This is a genomic window from Streptomyces africanus, assembly GCF_002150735.1.
Lineage (GTDB): Bacteria > Actinomycetota > Actinomycetes > Streptomycetales > Streptomycetaceae > Streptomyces > Streptomyces africanus.
The window spans coordinates 1-14,705 of record NZ_MUKA01000342.1; the positions used below are offsets into that span (position 1 = coordinate 1).

27 protein-coding genes are annotated in these 14,705 nt (G+C 70.4%); 7 read left to right on the top strand and 20 right to left on the bottom strand.

What is annotated here, in order from left to right; all coding sequences use genetic code 11:
- From CCL05_RS34790 to CCL05_RS34810, 6 genes are all read right to left on the bottom strand, one after another.
- Positions 1–268, bottom strand: a 268-nt coding sequence (locus tag CCL05_RS34790; RefSeq protein ID WP_086564636.1) for a hypothetical protein, incomplete at its 3' end; no start/stop codon positions are given.
- Positions 265–411, bottom strand: coding sequence for a hypothetical protein (locus tag CCL05_RS44990; RefSeq protein WP_158102520.1), 147 nt, complete (start codon positions 409–411; stop codon positions 265–267). The genes CCL05_RS44990 and CCL05_RS34790, both read right to left, overlap by 4 nt.
- 242 nt (positions 412–653) lie before the next feature.
- Positions 654–2,369 carry a DUF927 domain-containing protein gene (locus CCL05_RS34795; protein WP_086564637.1) on the bottom strand — a complete coding sequence of 572 codons (1,716 nt, stop codon included), beginning with the start codon at positions 2,367–2,369 and terminating at the stop codon, positions 654–656.
- Positions 2,366–3,232 carry a bifunctional DNA primase/polymerase gene (locus CCL05_RS34800; protein WP_086564638.1) on the bottom strand — a complete coding sequence of 289 codons (867 nt, stop codon included), beginning with the start codon at positions 3,230–3,232 and terminating at the stop codon, positions 2,366–2,368. Before CCL05_RS34800 ends, CCL05_RS34795 begins: the two co-directional genes overlap by 4 nt.
- Positions 3,229–3,372 carry a hypothetical protein gene (locus tag CCL05_RS44995; protein ID WP_158102521.1) on the bottom strand — a complete coding sequence of 48 codons (144 nt, stop codon included), beginning with the start codon at positions 3,370–3,372 and terminating at the stop codon, positions 3,229–3,231. Before CCL05_RS44995 ends, CCL05_RS34800 begins: the two co-directional genes overlap by 4 nt.
- Before the next feature lie 158 nt (positions 3,373–3,530).
- Positions 3,531–3,734 (bottom strand): helix-turn-helix domain-containing protein, encoded by a 204-nt coding sequence (locus CCL05_RS34810; RefSeq protein ID WP_086564640.1) that lies wholly within the window; start codon positions 3,732–3,734, stop codon positions 3,531–3,533.
- A gap of 96 nt (positions 3,735–3,830) precedes the next feature.
- Here CCL05_RS34810 and CCL05_RS34815 point away from each other — a divergent pair, with 96 nt between their 5' ends.
- The gene (locus CCL05_RS34815; RefSeq protein WP_086564641.1) at positions 3,831–4,268 is read left to right on the top strand and encodes a helix-turn-helix domain-containing protein; all 438 of its coding nucleotides are present in this window, start codon (positions 3,831–3,833) and stop codon (positions 4,266–4,268) included.
- 97 nt (positions 4,269–4,365) lie between these two features.
- Here CCL05_RS34815 and traB read toward each other — a convergent pair whose 3' ends face one another.
- From traB to CCL05_RS34875, 14 genes are all read right to left on the bottom strand, one after another.
- Entirely contained in the window at positions 4,366–6,363 is a 1,998-nt protein-coding gene (gene traB, locus CCL05_RS34820; RefSeq protein WP_086564642.1) for a plasmid transfer protein TraB, read from the bottom strand.
- A 12-nt stretch (positions 6,364–6,375) separates the two neighbouring features.
- Positions 6,376–6,960, bottom strand: coding sequence for a plasmid transfer protein TraA (gene traA / locus CCL05_RS34825; protein WP_244204501.1), 585 nt, complete (start codon positions 6,958–6,960; stop codon positions 6,376–6,378).
- A 2-nt stretch (positions 6,961–6,962) separates the two neighbouring features.
- Positions 6,963–7,178: a hypothetical protein gene (locus CCL05_RS34830; protein ID WP_086564643.1), complete on the bottom strand. Its 216-nt coding sequence runs from the start codon at positions 7,176–7,178 to the stop codon at positions 6,963–6,965.
- 12 nt (positions 7,179–7,190) lie between these two features.
- Complete coding sequence (locus CCL05_RS34835; RefSeq protein ID WP_086564644.1) at positions 7,191–7,535, bottom strand: hypothetical protein; 345 nt, start codon at positions 7,533–7,535, stop codon at positions 7,191–7,193.
- Positions 7,536–7,759: 224 nt separating this feature from the next.
- Positions 7,760–7,927, bottom strand: a complete 168-nt coding sequence (locus CCL05_RS45000) for a hypothetical protein (RefSeq protein WP_158102522.1) — start codon at positions 7,925–7,927, stop codon at positions 7,760–7,762.
- Positions 7,924–8,664, bottom strand: a complete 741-nt coding sequence (locus CCL05_RS34845) for a hypothetical protein (protein ID WP_086564646.1) — start codon at positions 8,662–8,664, stop codon at positions 7,924–7,926. Before CCL05_RS34845 ends, CCL05_RS45000 begins: the two co-directional genes overlap by 4 nt.
- Complete coding sequence (locus tag CCL05_RS34850; protein WP_086564647.1) at positions 8,661–8,858, bottom strand: hypothetical protein; 198 nt, start codon at positions 8,856–8,858, stop codon at positions 8,661–8,663. Before CCL05_RS34850 ends, CCL05_RS34845 begins: the two co-directional genes overlap by 4 nt.
- The gene (locus CCL05_RS34855) at positions 8,855–9,133 is read right to left on the bottom strand and encodes a hypothetical protein (RefSeq protein WP_086564648.1); all 279 of its coding nucleotides are present in this window, start codon (positions 9,131–9,133) and stop codon (positions 8,855–8,857) included. The genes CCL05_RS34850 and CCL05_RS34855 overlap by 4 nt, the downstream gene beginning before the upstream one ends.
- Positions 9,130–9,504: a DUF6907 domain-containing protein gene (locus CCL05_RS34860; protein WP_086564649.1), complete on the bottom strand. Its 375-nt coding sequence runs from the start codon at positions 9,502–9,504 to the stop codon at positions 9,130–9,132. The genes CCL05_RS34855 and CCL05_RS34860 overlap by 4 nt, the downstream gene beginning before the upstream one ends.
- Complete coding sequence (locus CCL05_RS34865; protein WP_086564650.1) at positions 9,501–9,824, bottom strand: hypothetical protein; 324 nt, start codon at positions 9,822–9,824, stop codon at positions 9,501–9,503. The genes CCL05_RS34860 and CCL05_RS34865 overlap by 4 nt, the downstream gene beginning before the upstream one ends.
- A complete protein-coding gene (locus CCL05_RS45385; protein ID WP_167409673.1) occupies positions 9,821–9,985 on the bottom strand; it encodes a hypothetical protein in 165 nt (54 codons plus the stop codon). The genes CCL05_RS34865 and CCL05_RS45385 overlap by 4 nt, the downstream gene beginning before the upstream one ends.
- On the bottom strand, positions 9,982–10,119 hold the full coding sequence (locus CCL05_RS45005) for a hypothetical protein (RefSeq protein WP_158102523.1): 138 nt from the start codon (positions 10,117–10,119) through the stop codon (positions 9,982–9,984). Before CCL05_RS45005 ends, CCL05_RS45385 begins: the two co-directional genes overlap by 4 nt.
- Positions 10,119–10,541 (bottom strand): hypothetical protein, encoded by a 423-nt coding sequence (locus CCL05_RS34870; RefSeq protein WP_086564651.1) that lies wholly within the window; start codon positions 10,539–10,541, stop codon positions 10,119–10,121. Before CCL05_RS34870 ends, CCL05_RS45005 begins: the two co-directional genes overlap by 1 nt.
- Positions 10,541–10,786 carry a helix-turn-helix domain-containing protein gene (locus CCL05_RS34875; RefSeq protein ID WP_086564652.1) on the bottom strand — a complete coding sequence of 82 codons (246 nt, stop codon included), beginning with the start codon at positions 10,784–10,786 and terminating at the stop codon, positions 10,541–10,543. Before CCL05_RS34875 ends, CCL05_RS34870 begins: the two co-directional genes overlap by 1 nt.
- 196 nt (positions 10,787–10,982) lie before the next feature.
- Here CCL05_RS34875 and CCL05_RS34880 point away from each other — a divergent pair, with 196 nt between their 5' ends.
- The 6 genes from CCL05_RS34880 to CCL05_RS34905 form a co-directional block, all read left to right on the top strand.
- Positions 10,983–11,720 carry a GntR family transcriptional regulator gene (locus CCL05_RS34880; protein ID WP_086564653.1) on the top strand — a complete coding sequence of 246 codons (738 nt, stop codon included), beginning with the start codon at positions 10,983–10,985 and terminating at the stop codon, positions 11,718–11,720.
- 389 nt (positions 11,721–12,109) lie between these two features.
- Positions 12,110–12,382, top strand: coding sequence for an SCO2583/SCO2584 N-terminal domain-containing protein (locus tag CCL05_RS34885; protein ID WP_086564657.1), 273 nt, complete (start codon positions 12,110–12,112; stop codon positions 12,380–12,382).
- 32 nt (positions 12,383–12,414) lie between these two features.
- Positions 12,415–12,786 carry a cupin domain-containing protein gene (locus CCL05_RS34890; RefSeq protein ID WP_086564654.1) on the top strand — a complete coding sequence of 124 codons (372 nt, stop codon included), beginning with the start codon at positions 12,415–12,417 and terminating at the stop codon, positions 12,784–12,786.
- A gap of 97 nt (positions 12,787–12,883) precedes the next feature.
- Positions 12,884–13,801, top strand: coding sequence for a zinc metalloprotease HtpX (gene htpX, locus CCL05_RS34895; protein ID WP_086564658.1), 918 nt, complete (start codon positions 12,884–12,886; stop codon positions 13,799–13,801).
- A 7-nt stretch (positions 13,802–13,808) separates the two neighbouring features.
- A complete protein-coding gene (pspAB, locus tag CCL05_RS34900) occupies positions 13,809–14,393 on the top strand; it encodes a PspA-associated protein PspAB (RefSeq protein ID WP_086564655.1) in 585 nt (194 codons plus the stop codon).
- Between the two features lie 53 nt (positions 14,394–14,446).
- Positions 14,447–14,705: alpha/beta hydrolase (locus CCL05_RS34905; RefSeq protein WP_425275965.1), on the top strand; the 259-nt coding region annotated here is incomplete at its 3' end.

The window sequence follows — 14,705 nt, forward strand, 5'->3', positions numbered from 1 at the left end:
GGGGTCGTGTGGCTCGGGGCCGTGCCGCGTTGCCCTCGCGGCTGCTCTTGATGCGGTGGCAGTACGGGGGCATCTGGTCGTGGGCCCAGTCGAGGTTGTCGAGGCTGTGGTCGTCGCCGGGCTGCTTGTGGTCGAGGGCGTCGCCTCCGGGCTGGCCGCAGATGTGGCAGATGTGCCGGGGGTTTCTGCGGTGCGCCTCGGCGCGCAGGGCCCGCCAGTTGGAGGGCAGCCGGGCCTTCCTGGTCGAGCGCTGCCAGCCGCCGCTCATGAGCCCTGCCGGGCGTACTTGTCGCGGTGGGTGCGGGTGCCGCGCTTGGGGCTGCACGTCGAGCAGACGGCCCGGTTCCCGGCGTACTGGTGGCAGAGGCGGCAGGTACGTCCGCTCCTCTTCTTGTCCTGCTTGCGACTCACTGTCCGTGACTCCTCTACGTGCTGCGCTGAAAATTCGGGCTCTCTGTTGGGCAGAACTGCGTAACCCTCCGCGCGTGCCCGGTGCAGTGCTGTGACCTGCATGGATTGGCGGTGAGGCGGGTTACGCACGGCTGCGTAACCCGGTGATTAGTGCGTTGACCTGCCGGTTCGTAGCTTCGGCGGCGGGTTACGCAGTTGGCCGGAAGAGAGGGAGGACTTCTCTGTGACGAGTGGGGCATGTGTCACTCCCCGTCGTCAGGGTCGGTTTCTGTGCTGACGATCTGGCCCGGTGAGAAGACGAGCATCCGGGCGAGTCGGCCGTCGAGCTTCTTGGGGACCAGGTGGGCCGGCCGGGTCTTGGTGTTCTTCACCAGGACATCCGCTTCGAGCCAGCTGGGCAGGACCGCATCCAGGTCGTAATTGGCGCGCTGGAGGATCTCTCGAAGACGCTGCGGCAACAGCGCCACTGTGGGCGTTCCGTCGATCTGGATGTCCCGCCCGACCCATCCGCTGAACGGGGCCTTCTCTTCGGTGTGCGGACTCCACAGCTCCGAGCCGTGGCCAGCCACGTACTCACGCACGACGTCGAGCGCCATCTCCCCGCGATTGTCGGTCTGGTCCGACACGGCGAACAGCCGCTCCCAGACGGGCATTTGCGGGGGCGGGAAGGGGACGATGCCCCATCGGTGGCCGGCCTCCGCAGCGAGGGCGAGAACGGCCACCAGGGGCGCCCTGCGGGCCGACATGTCGCTGTCGTACCGGTGAGCTTCCGTCAATTCCTTGTGCCGGGCGACCAGGCGCCGCTTCCCGTCACCGGCGGTGGCCTCGAGGAGCTTCTCGACGAACCGGGGTCCAGCCGTGCCGTAGTGCTCCGCACACCCGTCTCGGACGTCGACGGCCGCCGTGGCGGACTCCGGTCCGTCCGTGCCGAACGGCGCCTCCCTCACCGTGAGGACGCGGGCACCGGCGCCCTGATCGGTCGTGAAGGTGAGGACCGACTGTTCCCCAGTGGAGATCATCACGGTTCGCCAGGGCAGCCCGGACGGCCAGCCCCCGCCACGGGCCTGCCCGTGGTTCTTCGGGATGGAGTACAGCAGTGCGTGCACCAACTCCGGGTCACGCACGAGCTTGGTCTCGTCGAACACGACCGGCAGGCCGTTGACCAGGTTCAGGCGCTTCTCGGCGGCGAGCATCGTGGTGCGCCACGAGTACATGCCGTCTGCCTTCTCGCTGGGGTCGGCCCACACGCTCATCCCGGCGCCGGCTGCTGTGGTCTTCCCTCGCGTCGACCGCCCGGAGATGTCGACCGTGAACGAGTTGACCCCGACCAGTTCCAGCAGGGGGGCGGCGAGGGAGGCGTACAGCGCCATCTGGGCGGCCGGGTACGACTCCATGGGCTTCACGGCGGCCTGCCAGCCCGCGAATGTCCCTGCTGGGGCGTGGGCGGCGAGCGCTGGCTTCTGCTCGTCGTACTTGACCTCGACCCGGTGCGGGGTGTCCTGCGCCGTGACGAACGTGCCGTCCTTCTGCCAGCCCAGCTGTCGGGCGAGGTGAACACGCGGGATCTTGCCCTGGTTCAGGGACTCGAAGGCTGCGAGGTAGCGTTCCGCCAGCTTGGCGTCGGCCTCGATGACGGGCAGGCCTGCGTCGCCGAGGGTGGCCACAAGGATGCGGCCCCGTCGGACGACGGAGCGCTGCACGGTCCTGGTGACGACGTGCCCGCGGTCGGTCCATGCCAGTTCGACGGCCTGGTCGCCGGCCGGGTCGACGTAGACGGAGCGGATGACCAGGGGTGCCCACGCGATCCGGACGTCAACGAACGTGTCCTTGGCGACCTGCTTTTCGACCCACACCCCGCCATAGCTGATCTTGTAGCCGGTGGGCATGCGGACGCCCTCGGGGACGAGACGGTTATCCGTCCATTCCTCGGTGTCCTGCTGGGTCGCCTCCTCGCTCATGCGGGCACCTCCGTTCCGCGGCCGGCCGACGCAACGGTGCGCCGCGCTTCTGCCTCGCTCAGGCCGATCTGGGTAGCCGCCGAAACCAGAGCACCCTCCACCTCGCTGGCCGCGAGATGCCCGTCTCGCACGTGCGCCCATGCCTTTGCGGCAGCCCAGAAAAGACGGTCGTTCCGCGTGCCCTGGGGGCTGCTCAGGACGACGTTCACGAGCCCGTCCAAGGCACGCCCCGCAGTGTCGGGCGCGGGAACGCTCCGACGTTGAGGGCGGACGACCGGGGCGGGAGGCAGCATCAGCTTGAGCAGCTGCTCGGGGACGGGCTGAGGGTCGACGTACCCGACCTTGGGGTGGAACGTGTACTCCCCAGCGCGGCCGGTGCTGCCGGGACCGATGACGTAGCCGCCGGTTCCTCGGATGTCGATGCCGGGGCCGAGGCGCCCGACCGAGTTCGGCACGGTGACACCCTCGGGGACGGTCAACCAGAGGTGAAAGCCTCCGGAGGGGGTGCAGATGGTCGTCGTCTGCGGAATCTCGAACCCGTGCTCGCGGGCGAGCTGGTCGAGGGTGGCGCAGCCGTCGACGCCGTTCTTCCGGTCGATGTCGAGGCCGACCAGTCGCCCACGGCAGGCGATCAGGTAGCCGACCGCTTTCGGGGCCAGCGCGAACAGACGACGTACATCAGCCGCGTTGGTGGTGGCGTCGTACACGCCGTGTCCGGGCTGTCCGCACTCGCCCCTGCAGCTGTGCCCCTTCTCGTGCGGGGACGGGATGGCGGGCGTCTTGTTGATGGTGGTCGGCGCTACCGCGTAGCCGAGCGCTGCGGCCCGCAGGGCGTTGTCGAGGGCGTTGTCGTGGTTGCTCACGCCGAGGCCCCCTTGTTGGCGAACTCCAGCCGGTAGTGGGCGCCGCAGGGTGCGTCCTTCTCGCCGAGGCCGATGTGCCGGTGCCAGGCGCGACACTCGGGGCAGCGTGCGGCGAACTCCAGCCGGCCGGACGTCTGCATGGGGACGGGCCGAGCGACGGCGAGGGACGGTTCGGCGGAGAACAGGGCGTCGCTCTGAGGCGACGTTTCCGGTACCGTGGCAGCGGACTTACCGCCCGCCGCGGAGTCTTCGTGAAACGCCCCGGATTCCGCCCGGGGCGTTTCTGCGTTCTGGGTCATTAGGCCGCCTCGTTCTCCGCCTGCTTCGCGTCCCACCGGTCGAGGACGTCCGGGTCGTACAGGACGCGCCGGCCGCGCTTGACGCCCTCGGGGATGTAGCCGATGTGTCGCCAGTAGCGGATCGTGCCGGGGCTGGTGCGGTATCGGCGGGCGACCTCTTCGGTTGTCAGGTACTTCTCGATCTTGTCTGCGAGAGATCCCATGATCTTCCTTCTTCTCGTGAAGTAGCCACCTTCACGTAGCGATGGCTGGAAGGTACCACTGTTGAAGTCGTGAGGGGAAGTCGCTACTTTCACCTCATGAAGTTGGATGGCGTTGGGCAAGCATTCGGGGCGCTGGTGCGCCAGGCGCGCGAAGACCGTCAGTGGACGCAGGCGGATTTGGCGAGGCGCCTCGGCGCGCTGCTGGGGAAAGACGTGAACCCTCTTGCGATCACACGGACGGAGGCTGGCACTCGACCAGTGCCATTCGAGGAGGTGGCGGCCTTCGCTCAGGTGCTCAATCTGGAGTTGGACCCCCTGATCAATCCGCCGCAAGCACGCGGCTCCGCTGATGATCTGGCGAAGCGTGCTGCGGAACTCGGCGCCGAACTCGACCAGGCGCACCAGCAGGAAGTGCAGGCGATGGCAGCTGAGGCTGCTGCTCGGCGCCAACTGACGCGGGCGCGGACTCTGAAACGCGAGCTTGAGCGCGAGCTGCAGGCCGTCGAGCGCGCGTTGAAGGATGCAGACGCCTGAGAGTGTCAGGGCGGGTGTCAGCCCCCGCTGTCAGGGCGCGTGACACCCGCGCCTGCCTAGGCGTTTGGGTGTCACGCGGCCCTGACGGTGTCAGCTGTCAGGCGGGTGTCAGGGCGGGGACGATCCGCCACCGGCCGGTGGTACCGGTGTCCTCGACGCGCCCCCGCTTGTACGCCTCTTTGAGCTGTCCGGACACCCACGGGCGGGACAGGTGGTGCTTCTCGCACCAGTCGTGGAAGTCCTTCGGGCCGACGACCATCTGCCCGTTGCGCTCGAACTCCTGCAGCGCTTCCTCGAACAGCTGGCGGGCCTCCTCCCCCTTCGGCTTGCGGCCCTTCTCCTGCCCGAAGATCGGGGCGTCGTCGCCCTGCTCGGCTTCGGGCAGTTCGGCCTCGGGGTCGATGTCGACGTCCTCGGGGTCGACGGACGGCTCGTGCTGCATGTCGTCTTCCTCCTCGGCCGGCGCCTGGTCGGCCATACGGTCGGTGTAGGCCCGTCCGGCGACGCTGGCCGCGGCGCCGGCCGTGACGGGGTCGACGCCCATGCGGATCGGGGCGAACTCTCGGGCCACCCACTCCAGCGAGACGGGGTCGTTGCGGAACGTCCGGGCCGGGGTCGACCACAGTTCCTCGTCGATGCCCTTCGCCACCAGGTAGTTGTACCCGGGCCGCTTGTTGCCCCACGCCCCCGGATTGGCGCCGGCCTCCAGGACCTCGGAGGGCAGGGCGAACTGGGCGTCCTTCTCCTCGACCCCGAAGCACAGCGACGCGGGCAGAGACGCGCGGGTGTCCGTGCTGATCTGGTAGCCGGAAGCGCGCTGCATGCTGATGACCAGCCAGGCACCTGCCGATCGGGCTTCCTGGGCGATGCCGGTGAACACGTCGTCGTCGGTGGCGCGCAGGGTGTTGGCGGCCTCCTCGAACCAGGCGACCAGGTACGGCATGCCGGGGCAGCCGCACGTGCGGCCCTTCTGGCAGGAGTGCGCCGGGTCGTTCTGCTGCTCGGCGGCGGCAGGCTCCCAGCTGCGATATCCGTGGTCGCCGAGCCACTTCTGCCGGGCCGGGACGACCACCTTGAGCGCCTCGATCATCATTTCGGCGCCGGCCGGGGTGTCGACCACCCAGTCACAGGCAGCGAAGGCTTCGCCCAGGTCTTGGCCGCGCTTGGGGTCGGACAGCCAGCCGATGACGTCCCTGCGGGAGAACACCTCGCACAGCACGTCGATGGCGCCCTCGGTCTTGCCCGAGCCCGTCATCCCCATGATGAGCAGGTGGAGCGCGTCGGGGATGGTGAGCTGCAGCTCGCGGCCGTCCTCGTAGACGCCGATGACGATGGGCTCGGCGATGGAGCCGCCCGGGTTGGACGGGCCGGGGTACCAGATGACGTCCCGCAGCATGTCCTTGGGGACGATGGTGAAGGTTCCGCGGGCCGCCGAGTCCGGGTCGGGCCGGTTGCGCACCGCGTTGGCGGGGACGTCCAGGGCCGCGGCGAGACCGGGCAGGGCCTTGGACACGTCCTGGTTGGTGCCCTCTCCAGCAGGGAGGGCGTAGGGGACGGTGACCTTGTTCGGCTCGACCTTGGGCTGCCCGATCTGCGCGCGGGCCAGGCCGACCTTCGCCAGCAGGCCCTTGTCGGAGTCCTCGCCGGCCGCCTCGGGGGTGCGCAGTACGAGCCGCACGTTCCACGACAGGGCGAGGGTCGCCCCGCCCATCAGGAACAGGTCGGGCAGGGGGCCGGTGAACGGCCCGGCCAGGGCCGCCGCGGTGAACCACGTCGACCCGGCCGCAACCGTGATTGCCGAGTGCAGGCGCCGCTGGGCGCTCGTCGAGCGGCCCGCCCACCAGGTGACGCCCGTGAGCGCCACGGAGGCGAGGGTGAGGCCCACGCCGGCAGCGGCCGACCCTTCCCACATGAGGCTCGATCCGCCACCGGCCAGGCCGATCCCGCCGACCGTGAGCCACGGCGGCAGGTGCGGCTTCGCCCGGTTCAGCAGGTACGCCCGAACGGTGCCCCCGGAGTCGGAGCGGCCCTCACGCTGCTTGACGGGGATCGGGTACTTCCGTCCGTCCTGGTCAGTCCAGACTTCCTTCGCCATGGTCGTACCTCCTTACTGCTGCGCCCAGTTGATGACCGGCTGCTGAGGCTTCCGGGCGCGGTGGCGTACCCGGTTGATCTCCTCCTCGTACTCCTGCTGGAAAGCCGAGTACGCGGCGGCGGCGTTCTTCGCCGCGCTCCGCAGGGCGTCGGCGGACTTGTTGAGCTTCCGGGCGACCTTGGCGGCCCGTACCCGGGAGCCGAACGGGCGGCCCTCCGGGTCGGGTACAGCGGCGAGTACGGCCTTGAGGATCTCGGCGGCCATGGCCACCTCGATGGACAGCGTCACGCCCGCGGCCCGCAGGCTGTTGCAGTAGTTCCGCACCTGCGCCGGGGAGCCGAACTCGGGGGCGGGCAGCAGGCTGCGGGACTGCGGCCGGCCGCCCTGCGCCTGGGCGCCGTTGCCGCGGTTGATGGTGATGTTGACGGGCGGGGCGAACGAGCCGCCCATCGCGCCGACGAACCCACCAGCTGCGGCACCGGCGTTGGCGAACTTGTTGCTCTTGTTGCTGCCGCCCAGGTTCTCGCGGGTGTAGGGCCGTTCCGCCTGCCGATTCGCGAAGTCGCGGATGTGGTTTGAGCGTCCGTTGTTAGCCATGGTCAGTCCTCCGTGGTCTCGGCGGTGTGCTCGGGCAGGGCGGCGCCGATGGCGGCGTAGGCCTGGGCGGTGCGCGCCCAGACGGTGCCGGCCGCGGCGAACGCAGGCGCCTTGGGCCGGAAGTCCTCGTGTCGAGCGAAGCGCTCGGCCTCGGCCGCCAGGTCGTGGGCGTGCAGCGCAGCGGCGCGGGCCAGCTGCAGGGCCTCGTTGCGGGTCATGGGTTCCTCCGGTCAGCGGTTGTTGAGGTAGTCGCGCCACATCGAGCGCAGGATCAGGAAGCAGCCGGTCGCGCAGGTCGCGCCGATGGCGACGGCGACCGCGGCCACGGCGAACGCCATGGCGAGGGCGCAGGCGACGCACCCGCCCACGACCGTGAAGCCGCCGATCGTCCACCACTTCCGGGCGTCGAACTCCTTGCGCGCCTGGTGGTCGTGCTGGCAGCTGTGCTGCTGCGGCTGCATGGCCTGGGCGAGCGCCTGGCCGATCACCACGGCCTGCATCAGCTCCAGCTGCTTGGAGTCCTTGGAGGCCTCGGCAGCGGCGGCGAGGGCCTTGGTCAAGGCGTCGTCGCTCATGGGTCAGTCCTCCTCGCAGTCGCAGGCGCAGCCGCGGCCAGCGCATCGGCCGCAGTCCTGGCAGGTATCGCAGTGCTGGCAGTGGTGACAGCCGCGCGGGACCGGCGGCCAGCAGTCGCAGCCGGTGGGCTGCCACGGCTCGGCGGAGCCGAAGATCCCCAGCTGTCCGGGCACGGGCACCTCGGGGGCGCGCTTCGGGGCACGGGGGCGAACCTTGCGCGGGCTCACCGCGGCCACCTCCGGTCTCGGGCAACCGGGCGGCGGCGCCTGGCCCGGACGTCAGCCACGACGCCAGCGCCGAGGGCGAGGACGATCGGTTCGGCGACCAGGCCGAGCAGCTGCGGGAACGACAACAGCAGGACCGCGGCGAGGGCGAGCAGCGTCCACTTCACGACGTCGCCTCCGTCCCGACGAGCTGCCATGCGGCGAGGGCCTGGCGGAAGCCGTCCTGAATCTCCTTGGCCCGGTTCTGGCCGACGGACAGCCGCTCCTTGATGGCGCGGATGGACGGGACGTTGCCCGCCAGCAGCTCAGCCTTGAAGTGTTCGGCGGCCAGGCCGAGGCCGTACTCGGTCAGAGGCGCCACGTCGGGTACGTACTCCGCGTGTACTTCGGTGCGGGTACGGGTGTACTCGGCTGCGGGTACGAGGGTCTTCGCGGCGGGCGTCGGGCGGGCGACGATCGGCAGCAGCCGGGCGCCCTCGGGTACGACGTCCGGGATCGGCCGGACCGGCTCAGGTACGGCGGGTACGGATTCCGCTTCCGGCTCCGGAGCGTCCTCGGCAGACTCCTCCTCGGGCGCCTCCTCGACGACGTCGGCGAGCCGGTGCACCCGCCACAGAACGAGCGGAGCGATCGCCGCGACGGCGACGACGAGCGGCCAGTCGACGGGCAGCAGACCGACCGTCACCAGATGGCTTGCCGAGTTCACCAGGATCAGCGCGAGGACCGCGGCGAGGACGTCGCGGTGCGCCCGCAAGGCGCGGATCGTGTAGATGTCCAGGGCGCCCGGCACGGCCGCGGCCACCCACTCGTTGAAGCCGACCGCGCGGGCCAGCTCGTACTCGGCCGAGGCCGTCGCGACGAGCGCGGCGGCCAGGGCACCCCACTTCAGGTAGTCGTTCTTCACTCGCCCACCTCCGGGGCGGCGGCCCGCACCACACGGTGCGCAGCCAGGCAGACGCCCTCACGGTCACGCCGCTCGTTCGCGTCGAGCAGCGCGGCCATCAGGGCAGGGACGGGAGGGGTCGGCCGGGCCGACCGGCACACCGCGCGCAGGGCGGCATGCTCGGTCGGCCGGCGCACGGGCCACTTCGCGCTCACTGCTCGCCGCCTTCCAGCACGCGCAGCGTGCGGACCGCGGGCGGCCCGGCGACGCGCTGCCGGTCCTCCTCGGCCTCCAGCAGGCCGGCGACGAGCTCGGCGCCCACCTCCGTGAGCTCGACGGCCATGTAGGTCAGGCCGTCCGGCCGCTGCATGCACACCCGCAGGGCGGCAGGCGCATCGGTCGGCTTCGGGTCGACGGAGGCCAGCAGCTTCGCCAGGGCCACACCGGGGTGGAAGTCGTTGACGAACCGCGGCTCAGGCTGGGCGCTCACTGGTCGCCCCCTTCCAGCAGCTGCAGACGCTCGTGCAGCTGGTGCATGGGGCCGATCGCCCAGGCGACGAGCGCGTCGAGCAGGCCGGCGAGGGACTCGGCGTCGTACTCGTGCAGCTCGTCGAACTCGACCATCACCAGCGGCGCCTTCGGCCCGAGCTCGGAGAACGGCCGCTGCAGCAGGCCCGCCTTCGCCACGGCCACCGGGCCGTGACACGGGGTCTGCACCGTGAGCTCGATCTCCTCGCCCTGGTGCTCGATGTCGGCGCGGTACCCCTCGGCGGAGTGCTCGCCCGTGCACCAGGACGGCTCAGGCATCGTCACGTCGCCGTGGTCCGCGGTGAACACGGTCACCGTGGGCAGGTCGCTCACTGGTCCTCCCCGGTGGGGAGGGCGACGGCCTCGGACCAGGACTTGCCCTCGGCGAGCCGGGCGTGCGCCTGGGCAACGGTGACATACCCGGTAGCCGGGTGCTTGGCCAGCTGCTCACGCAGATAGGCGGTCGTCCACTCGATGCCCATGAGCGGCTTGTCGTCGAGGACGGAGCGGAGGGCGACCGCTACGTGCGTGACGCGCTCGTTGAGCACCTCGTCGTGGGCTTTCTCCCCGCCGACCGTGGCCGGGTGCGGGATGTCGAGGGCCTCCAGGACGGCGGCGAGCAGGTCGCGGACGGTGGTGGGCAGCTCAGTCATGCCGCGCCCTCCGTGACGACGAGGAAGCGGTCAGAGGGGAGGTCCATGACGACCGTGGCGGGCTGTCCCTGCTCGCGCAGTTCGGCGGCCCGCTCCTCGGCCGGCCACGAGCCGCGCGGGCTACCGGCCGGGAAGTCGGCGAGGATCTGGCGCTCGCTCACGCGGCCCACCCCCTGCGCCGGTTCTTGCGGCTGACGCGGCGGCCCGGCACCCGCAGGGGCAGACCGTCCTCGGCCATGAGGTACATGCGGTGGGTGTCGCGGGTCTTGTCGACGTTGGCGTTACGGCGCGGCATCAGGCGACACCACCCTGGCGAACTCGGCGCAGCGCCTCGTCCATGTCCGGGTCGGAGTCGCCGGTGAAGTCCGTGACGGCGAACGGCTCGGGGAGCGGGGGCAGGCCCTTGACGTGGAAGGCGCGGCCGATGAAGTAGCGGGCCATGCAGTCGTGCTCCAGCTCCGACCGGTTCGGCGGGAGGGAGACGACCACGGTCTTCCGGGTCGCGTACATGTACCCGGTGAACTCCGGGTCCGTAATGGACGACTCGTCGAGGGTGACGTGCAGCTCATCGACGAGCTGCTGCAGCGGCGTGTCCATCAGCTGAGCAACGGACAGCTCGGCGGCGGCGCGCGACTTGTCGAGGGCCGTCGGCTGCTTCGGGATCGCGGGGAGGGTGCCGGACAGAGCGGCGACGTGCTGACTGATGGCGGTCGTCATCACAGCGCCACCGCCAGTTCTGCAGCGGGGATGCCGCGCTCGGCGAGGTACTGGGTGAAGGCGGCGCGGGAGACGCGGATGGTGCCGCGGCCCTGGCCGACGCGGTAGGAGGGGAGACGGCCGCTCTTGATCTCGGCGTAGACCGTGCCCGGCTCGACGCGCAGCGCGGTGGCGATGTCCTTGACTCGGAGCGGTTCCGGAGCGGGCGCCTGCTTCTGGGCAGGCGAGATAAGCTCAGCGTGCATCTGAGACCTCGACTCTTGGATGCGAGGCCCTGGCGGGCGCGGCGGTGCAACGCCGCGATCACCCCGTCAGGGCTTTGACGTGTCTGGCTTGTCCCAATCGACATCTGTCGCGCCGATTGGGTACACGCCTAGGATGTTCTAGAACACCTACAGAGTCAACAGGCATTGCAGAACATTCTAGAAGTTAGGAGTTTTCATGGTTCGTGATCTCTCAGGGCTGCCGCCGTACCAACGCATTGCGGCGCAGATCATCGAGCGCATCGAGAGCGGTGAGTTGCAGCCGGGCGACCGCGTCCCCTCGGTGAGCCAGATCATGGAAACCGAACAGGTCAGCCGAGCAACGGCTGCGCGCGTCCCAGGCGTACTCCGGGCCGAGGGATACGCCACGGCGACGCCGGGCGTGGGGACGATCGTCACCACGCCGAAGAAGCTCACCGCGGGCGCCGACCGTCTCTCCAAGCTGCAGGCCGGCGCGGCCACCATCGGCGACAGCGAGCGCGTCGAGATCCTCGACGCCGTGAGGGAAACGGCATCTCAAGAGGTTGCCGACGCCCTCGGCCTTGAGGCCGGCGCCGAGGTTGCAAGGCGCCGGCGCCGGTACCTCGACAGTGCGGGCGTCGTCACGGTGTCCACGACGTGGGTGTCCGGCGCGATCGCCGACCAGGCGCCGGAGTTCCTCGAGGCCGCACCGCTCCCCAAGATGACGTTCGGGCTGATCGAGGAGCGCACCGGGCGGCGGGTGGCTCGGCGGCGGGACACGGTGGCGCTCCGCGAGGTCCCGGAGGACGTCGCCGGCCCGCTGGAGGTCGAGGCGGGGACACCGACCGTGGTGGTGATCAATCACTACTGGGACCAGAACGGCGAGCCGACCGAGTACGCCGTCGACTACCTCGGCGCCGGCCGTGAGCTGTCCTCCGAGTACGACCTCGACTGACGTGGGCGGTCTGCCCAGTGGAGTTGGGCGGAACGCAAAGAGGGCCCCCTCGCCTGGTGGAGTCAGGCGAGGGGGCCCTCGTATGCGGTGCGACCGTGAGTGACGCTGGCGGTCCGCAATCAGTCCGCAGAACATTCCAACATTCTTAGCGTTTCCCAACGTGTCCCAACGGTCAAACACGCAGGTCAACGCGCTAGAGGGATCCTTCCGCAGGTGACGGATCGACCATCCAAGTTCGAGCTCTACTTCGACGTGTGATCGACGCCCGATCCGTGTGATCGACGCCTGATCGAGGCATCACGACCGCGCCTCCGCCGTCCGTACGGGCAGCGGGGGCGCGGTCGTGTGTTCTATTCTGCTGCCAGGACCTCACGGGGGTGGAGCAGGAGATGCCCGAGCACGAACAGGACGGCCAGGAGCGCGAGTTCGACCTCAGATGGGCGGACAGCGCCGAGCACAAGGAGCCCTCGGCACGGGCCCGTATGCTCGCCGCGCGCTGGAAGCACGACCCGCCCGGGCCCGTGCCCTTCCGTCCCGAGCCCGATCACAGGTCGTCCGGTCGCGGGTCCCGCTCGGCGTGGGTGTCGACGGTCGTGGTGCTCGGCTGCGTGGCCGCGGTGATCGTGCTGCTCGGGTACATCAACTTCCGGCCGCCGTACTAGGCCGGCCGCTGTACGAGGGAGCGTCCGGCCGCGTGGATGACGGTGTGTACGTGGGCAACGCGGGCCGGGACGCGGCGCTGGACCGGGGATGGCTCCTCGGGCACTTCAAGGACGTCGGCGATCCGCGGCACAGCGAGGCCGTCGAGGTCAAGTGGGGTGTCCATCCGGCCGGCGCCGAGCGGTCGCAGTGGGTGCGGGGCGAGGAGCGGACCACGCTACTCGTTCTGATCAGCGGGCGATTCCGGGTGGAGCTTCCCGGTCGCAGTGTCCTGCTGGAGCGGCAGGGCGACTACGTCGTGTGGGGACGCGGAGTCGATCACTCCTGGTGCGCCGAGGAGGAGTCGGTGGTGCTGACGGTCCGGTGGCCGTCCGTGCCCGGGTACGCGGTGGCCGCGGGCGGCTGACGCCTTTGCCGGGCCTGGGGGCGATCGCGACCCGTTCATGGGCCGGACCGGGTGCACACTGGCAGTGGGACGAGTGCGTGACTGCGGGGTGATGCAGATGCACAGCCGCTTCCGGAGCGACCGGCGGTTGACCACCCGTATGGGGATCACGCTGTTCCTGCTCGGGCTGGTGTACGTGGGGTTCGTCGCCGCGCTGATCGTGCTGCTGAAGTCGTGGGTGCTGGTCGTGCTGGTCGCGGCCGCGGTGCTCGGGGCGCAGTACTGGTTCTCGGACCGGGTCGCCCTGTTCGCGATGCACGGGCGGGTCGTGGAGCGTGAGGAGTATCCCGAGCTGCACGGGGTCGTGGACCGGCTGTGCGCCATCGCGGACATGCCCAAGCCGGTGGTGGCCGTGTCCGACATGGACATGCCCAACGCGTTCGCGACCGGGCGGAACCCCGACCATGCCGTGGTCTGTGTGACGACCGGGCTGCTCAGGCGCCTGGAGCCGGCCGAACTGGAGGGCGTGCTCGCGCACGAGCTGTCGCATGTGGCGCACAAGGACGTCGCCGTGATCACGGTCGCCTCGTTCCTCGGAGTGCTCGCCGGGCTGATCGTGCGGTTCGCCTTCTACTCGCAGCTGTTCGGCGGGGGCCGGCGCGACCAGAACACGGCGGTGATCTTCGCCGCGGTGATGGGCGTCTCGGCGGCCGTGTACGCGCTGAGCTTCCTGCTGATCCGGTCCCTGTCCCGGTACCGGGAACTGGCGGCGGACCGTGCGGCGGCGCTGCTCACCGGCCGGCCCTCGGCGCTGGCCTCCGCCCTCACCAAGGTGTCGGGGGACATCGCCCGCATCCCGACGAAGGACCTGCGCACGGCCCAGGCCTTCAACGCCTTCTACTTCACGCCGGCCCTCGGCCGCGAGCCCGGTGTCGCACAGCTCTTCTCGACCCACCCGAGCCTGCAGCAGCGGCTCGACCAGCTGGGCCGGATCTCCGCCGAGCTGGGCGAGGCGACGGCACCCGGAGGGGTGTGAGCGGGGCATGGGGCTGCTGGACATTCTGCTCGGCCGCACGAAGCCGGTCGCGCCGGATCTGGACCGGCTCTTCGCCCTGCCGTCGGCGGCCGTGACGCTGGAGGCCTCTGCGGGCTTCACCCCGACCGGGCAGGGCGCGGTGTGCTTCGCCACGGTCGAGGGCGCGGCCTTCGACCAGACCCACCGCGAGGTGCAGGCGCTGCTGGACGCCGACATCGACCGCGACGGCCCCCCGGTGGAACTGCGGCAGGACGACTACGGCTACTCCTGGCTGGTCTCGCACCGCGCCCCCGACCAGCTGGCCCCGCTCGTGACGGACCTGCACGCCGTGAACAGCCAGATGGAGGTCAACGGGTTCGGCCCCCAGCTCCTGTGCTCCCTGGCCGGGTTCAGGGACCGGTCGGGCAGGCGGCTCGGGCTGGTCTACCTCTACAAGCGCGGCACCTTCTACCCGTTCGCGCCCCTGCCCGGAAAGGCACAGCGGCGTGACAACGCGCTGGAACTCCAGGTACGGGCGGCACTCGCCGAGGACCTGCCGATCGAGCAGGACCTGGGCCGCTGGTTCCCGGTGTGGGGAGCACCGGGTCTGTGACCGCGCCGGTGTGAACGTCCGTCACCCGCCCGGGTGCGTGAGTGAATGGCCGTATGAGTGAGCTGATCCCCTTCACCCACACCGTCGACGGCGAACGGCTCAGCGGACTGTCCGGCGGCGCCGGCCCTGGTGAGCCGGCCAGGGCGACCGCCGTCCTGCTGCACGGCGCAGGCAACGGCAGCAAGGAGCGGCTGGTGCCGCTGCTGGAGGAGTTCGCCGCCCACGGCTGCCACGCCCTCGCCTTCGACTTCTCCGGGCACGGGGAGAGCACCGGCCTGCTGCGGGAACTGAGCCTGCGCCGTGCAGCAGGAC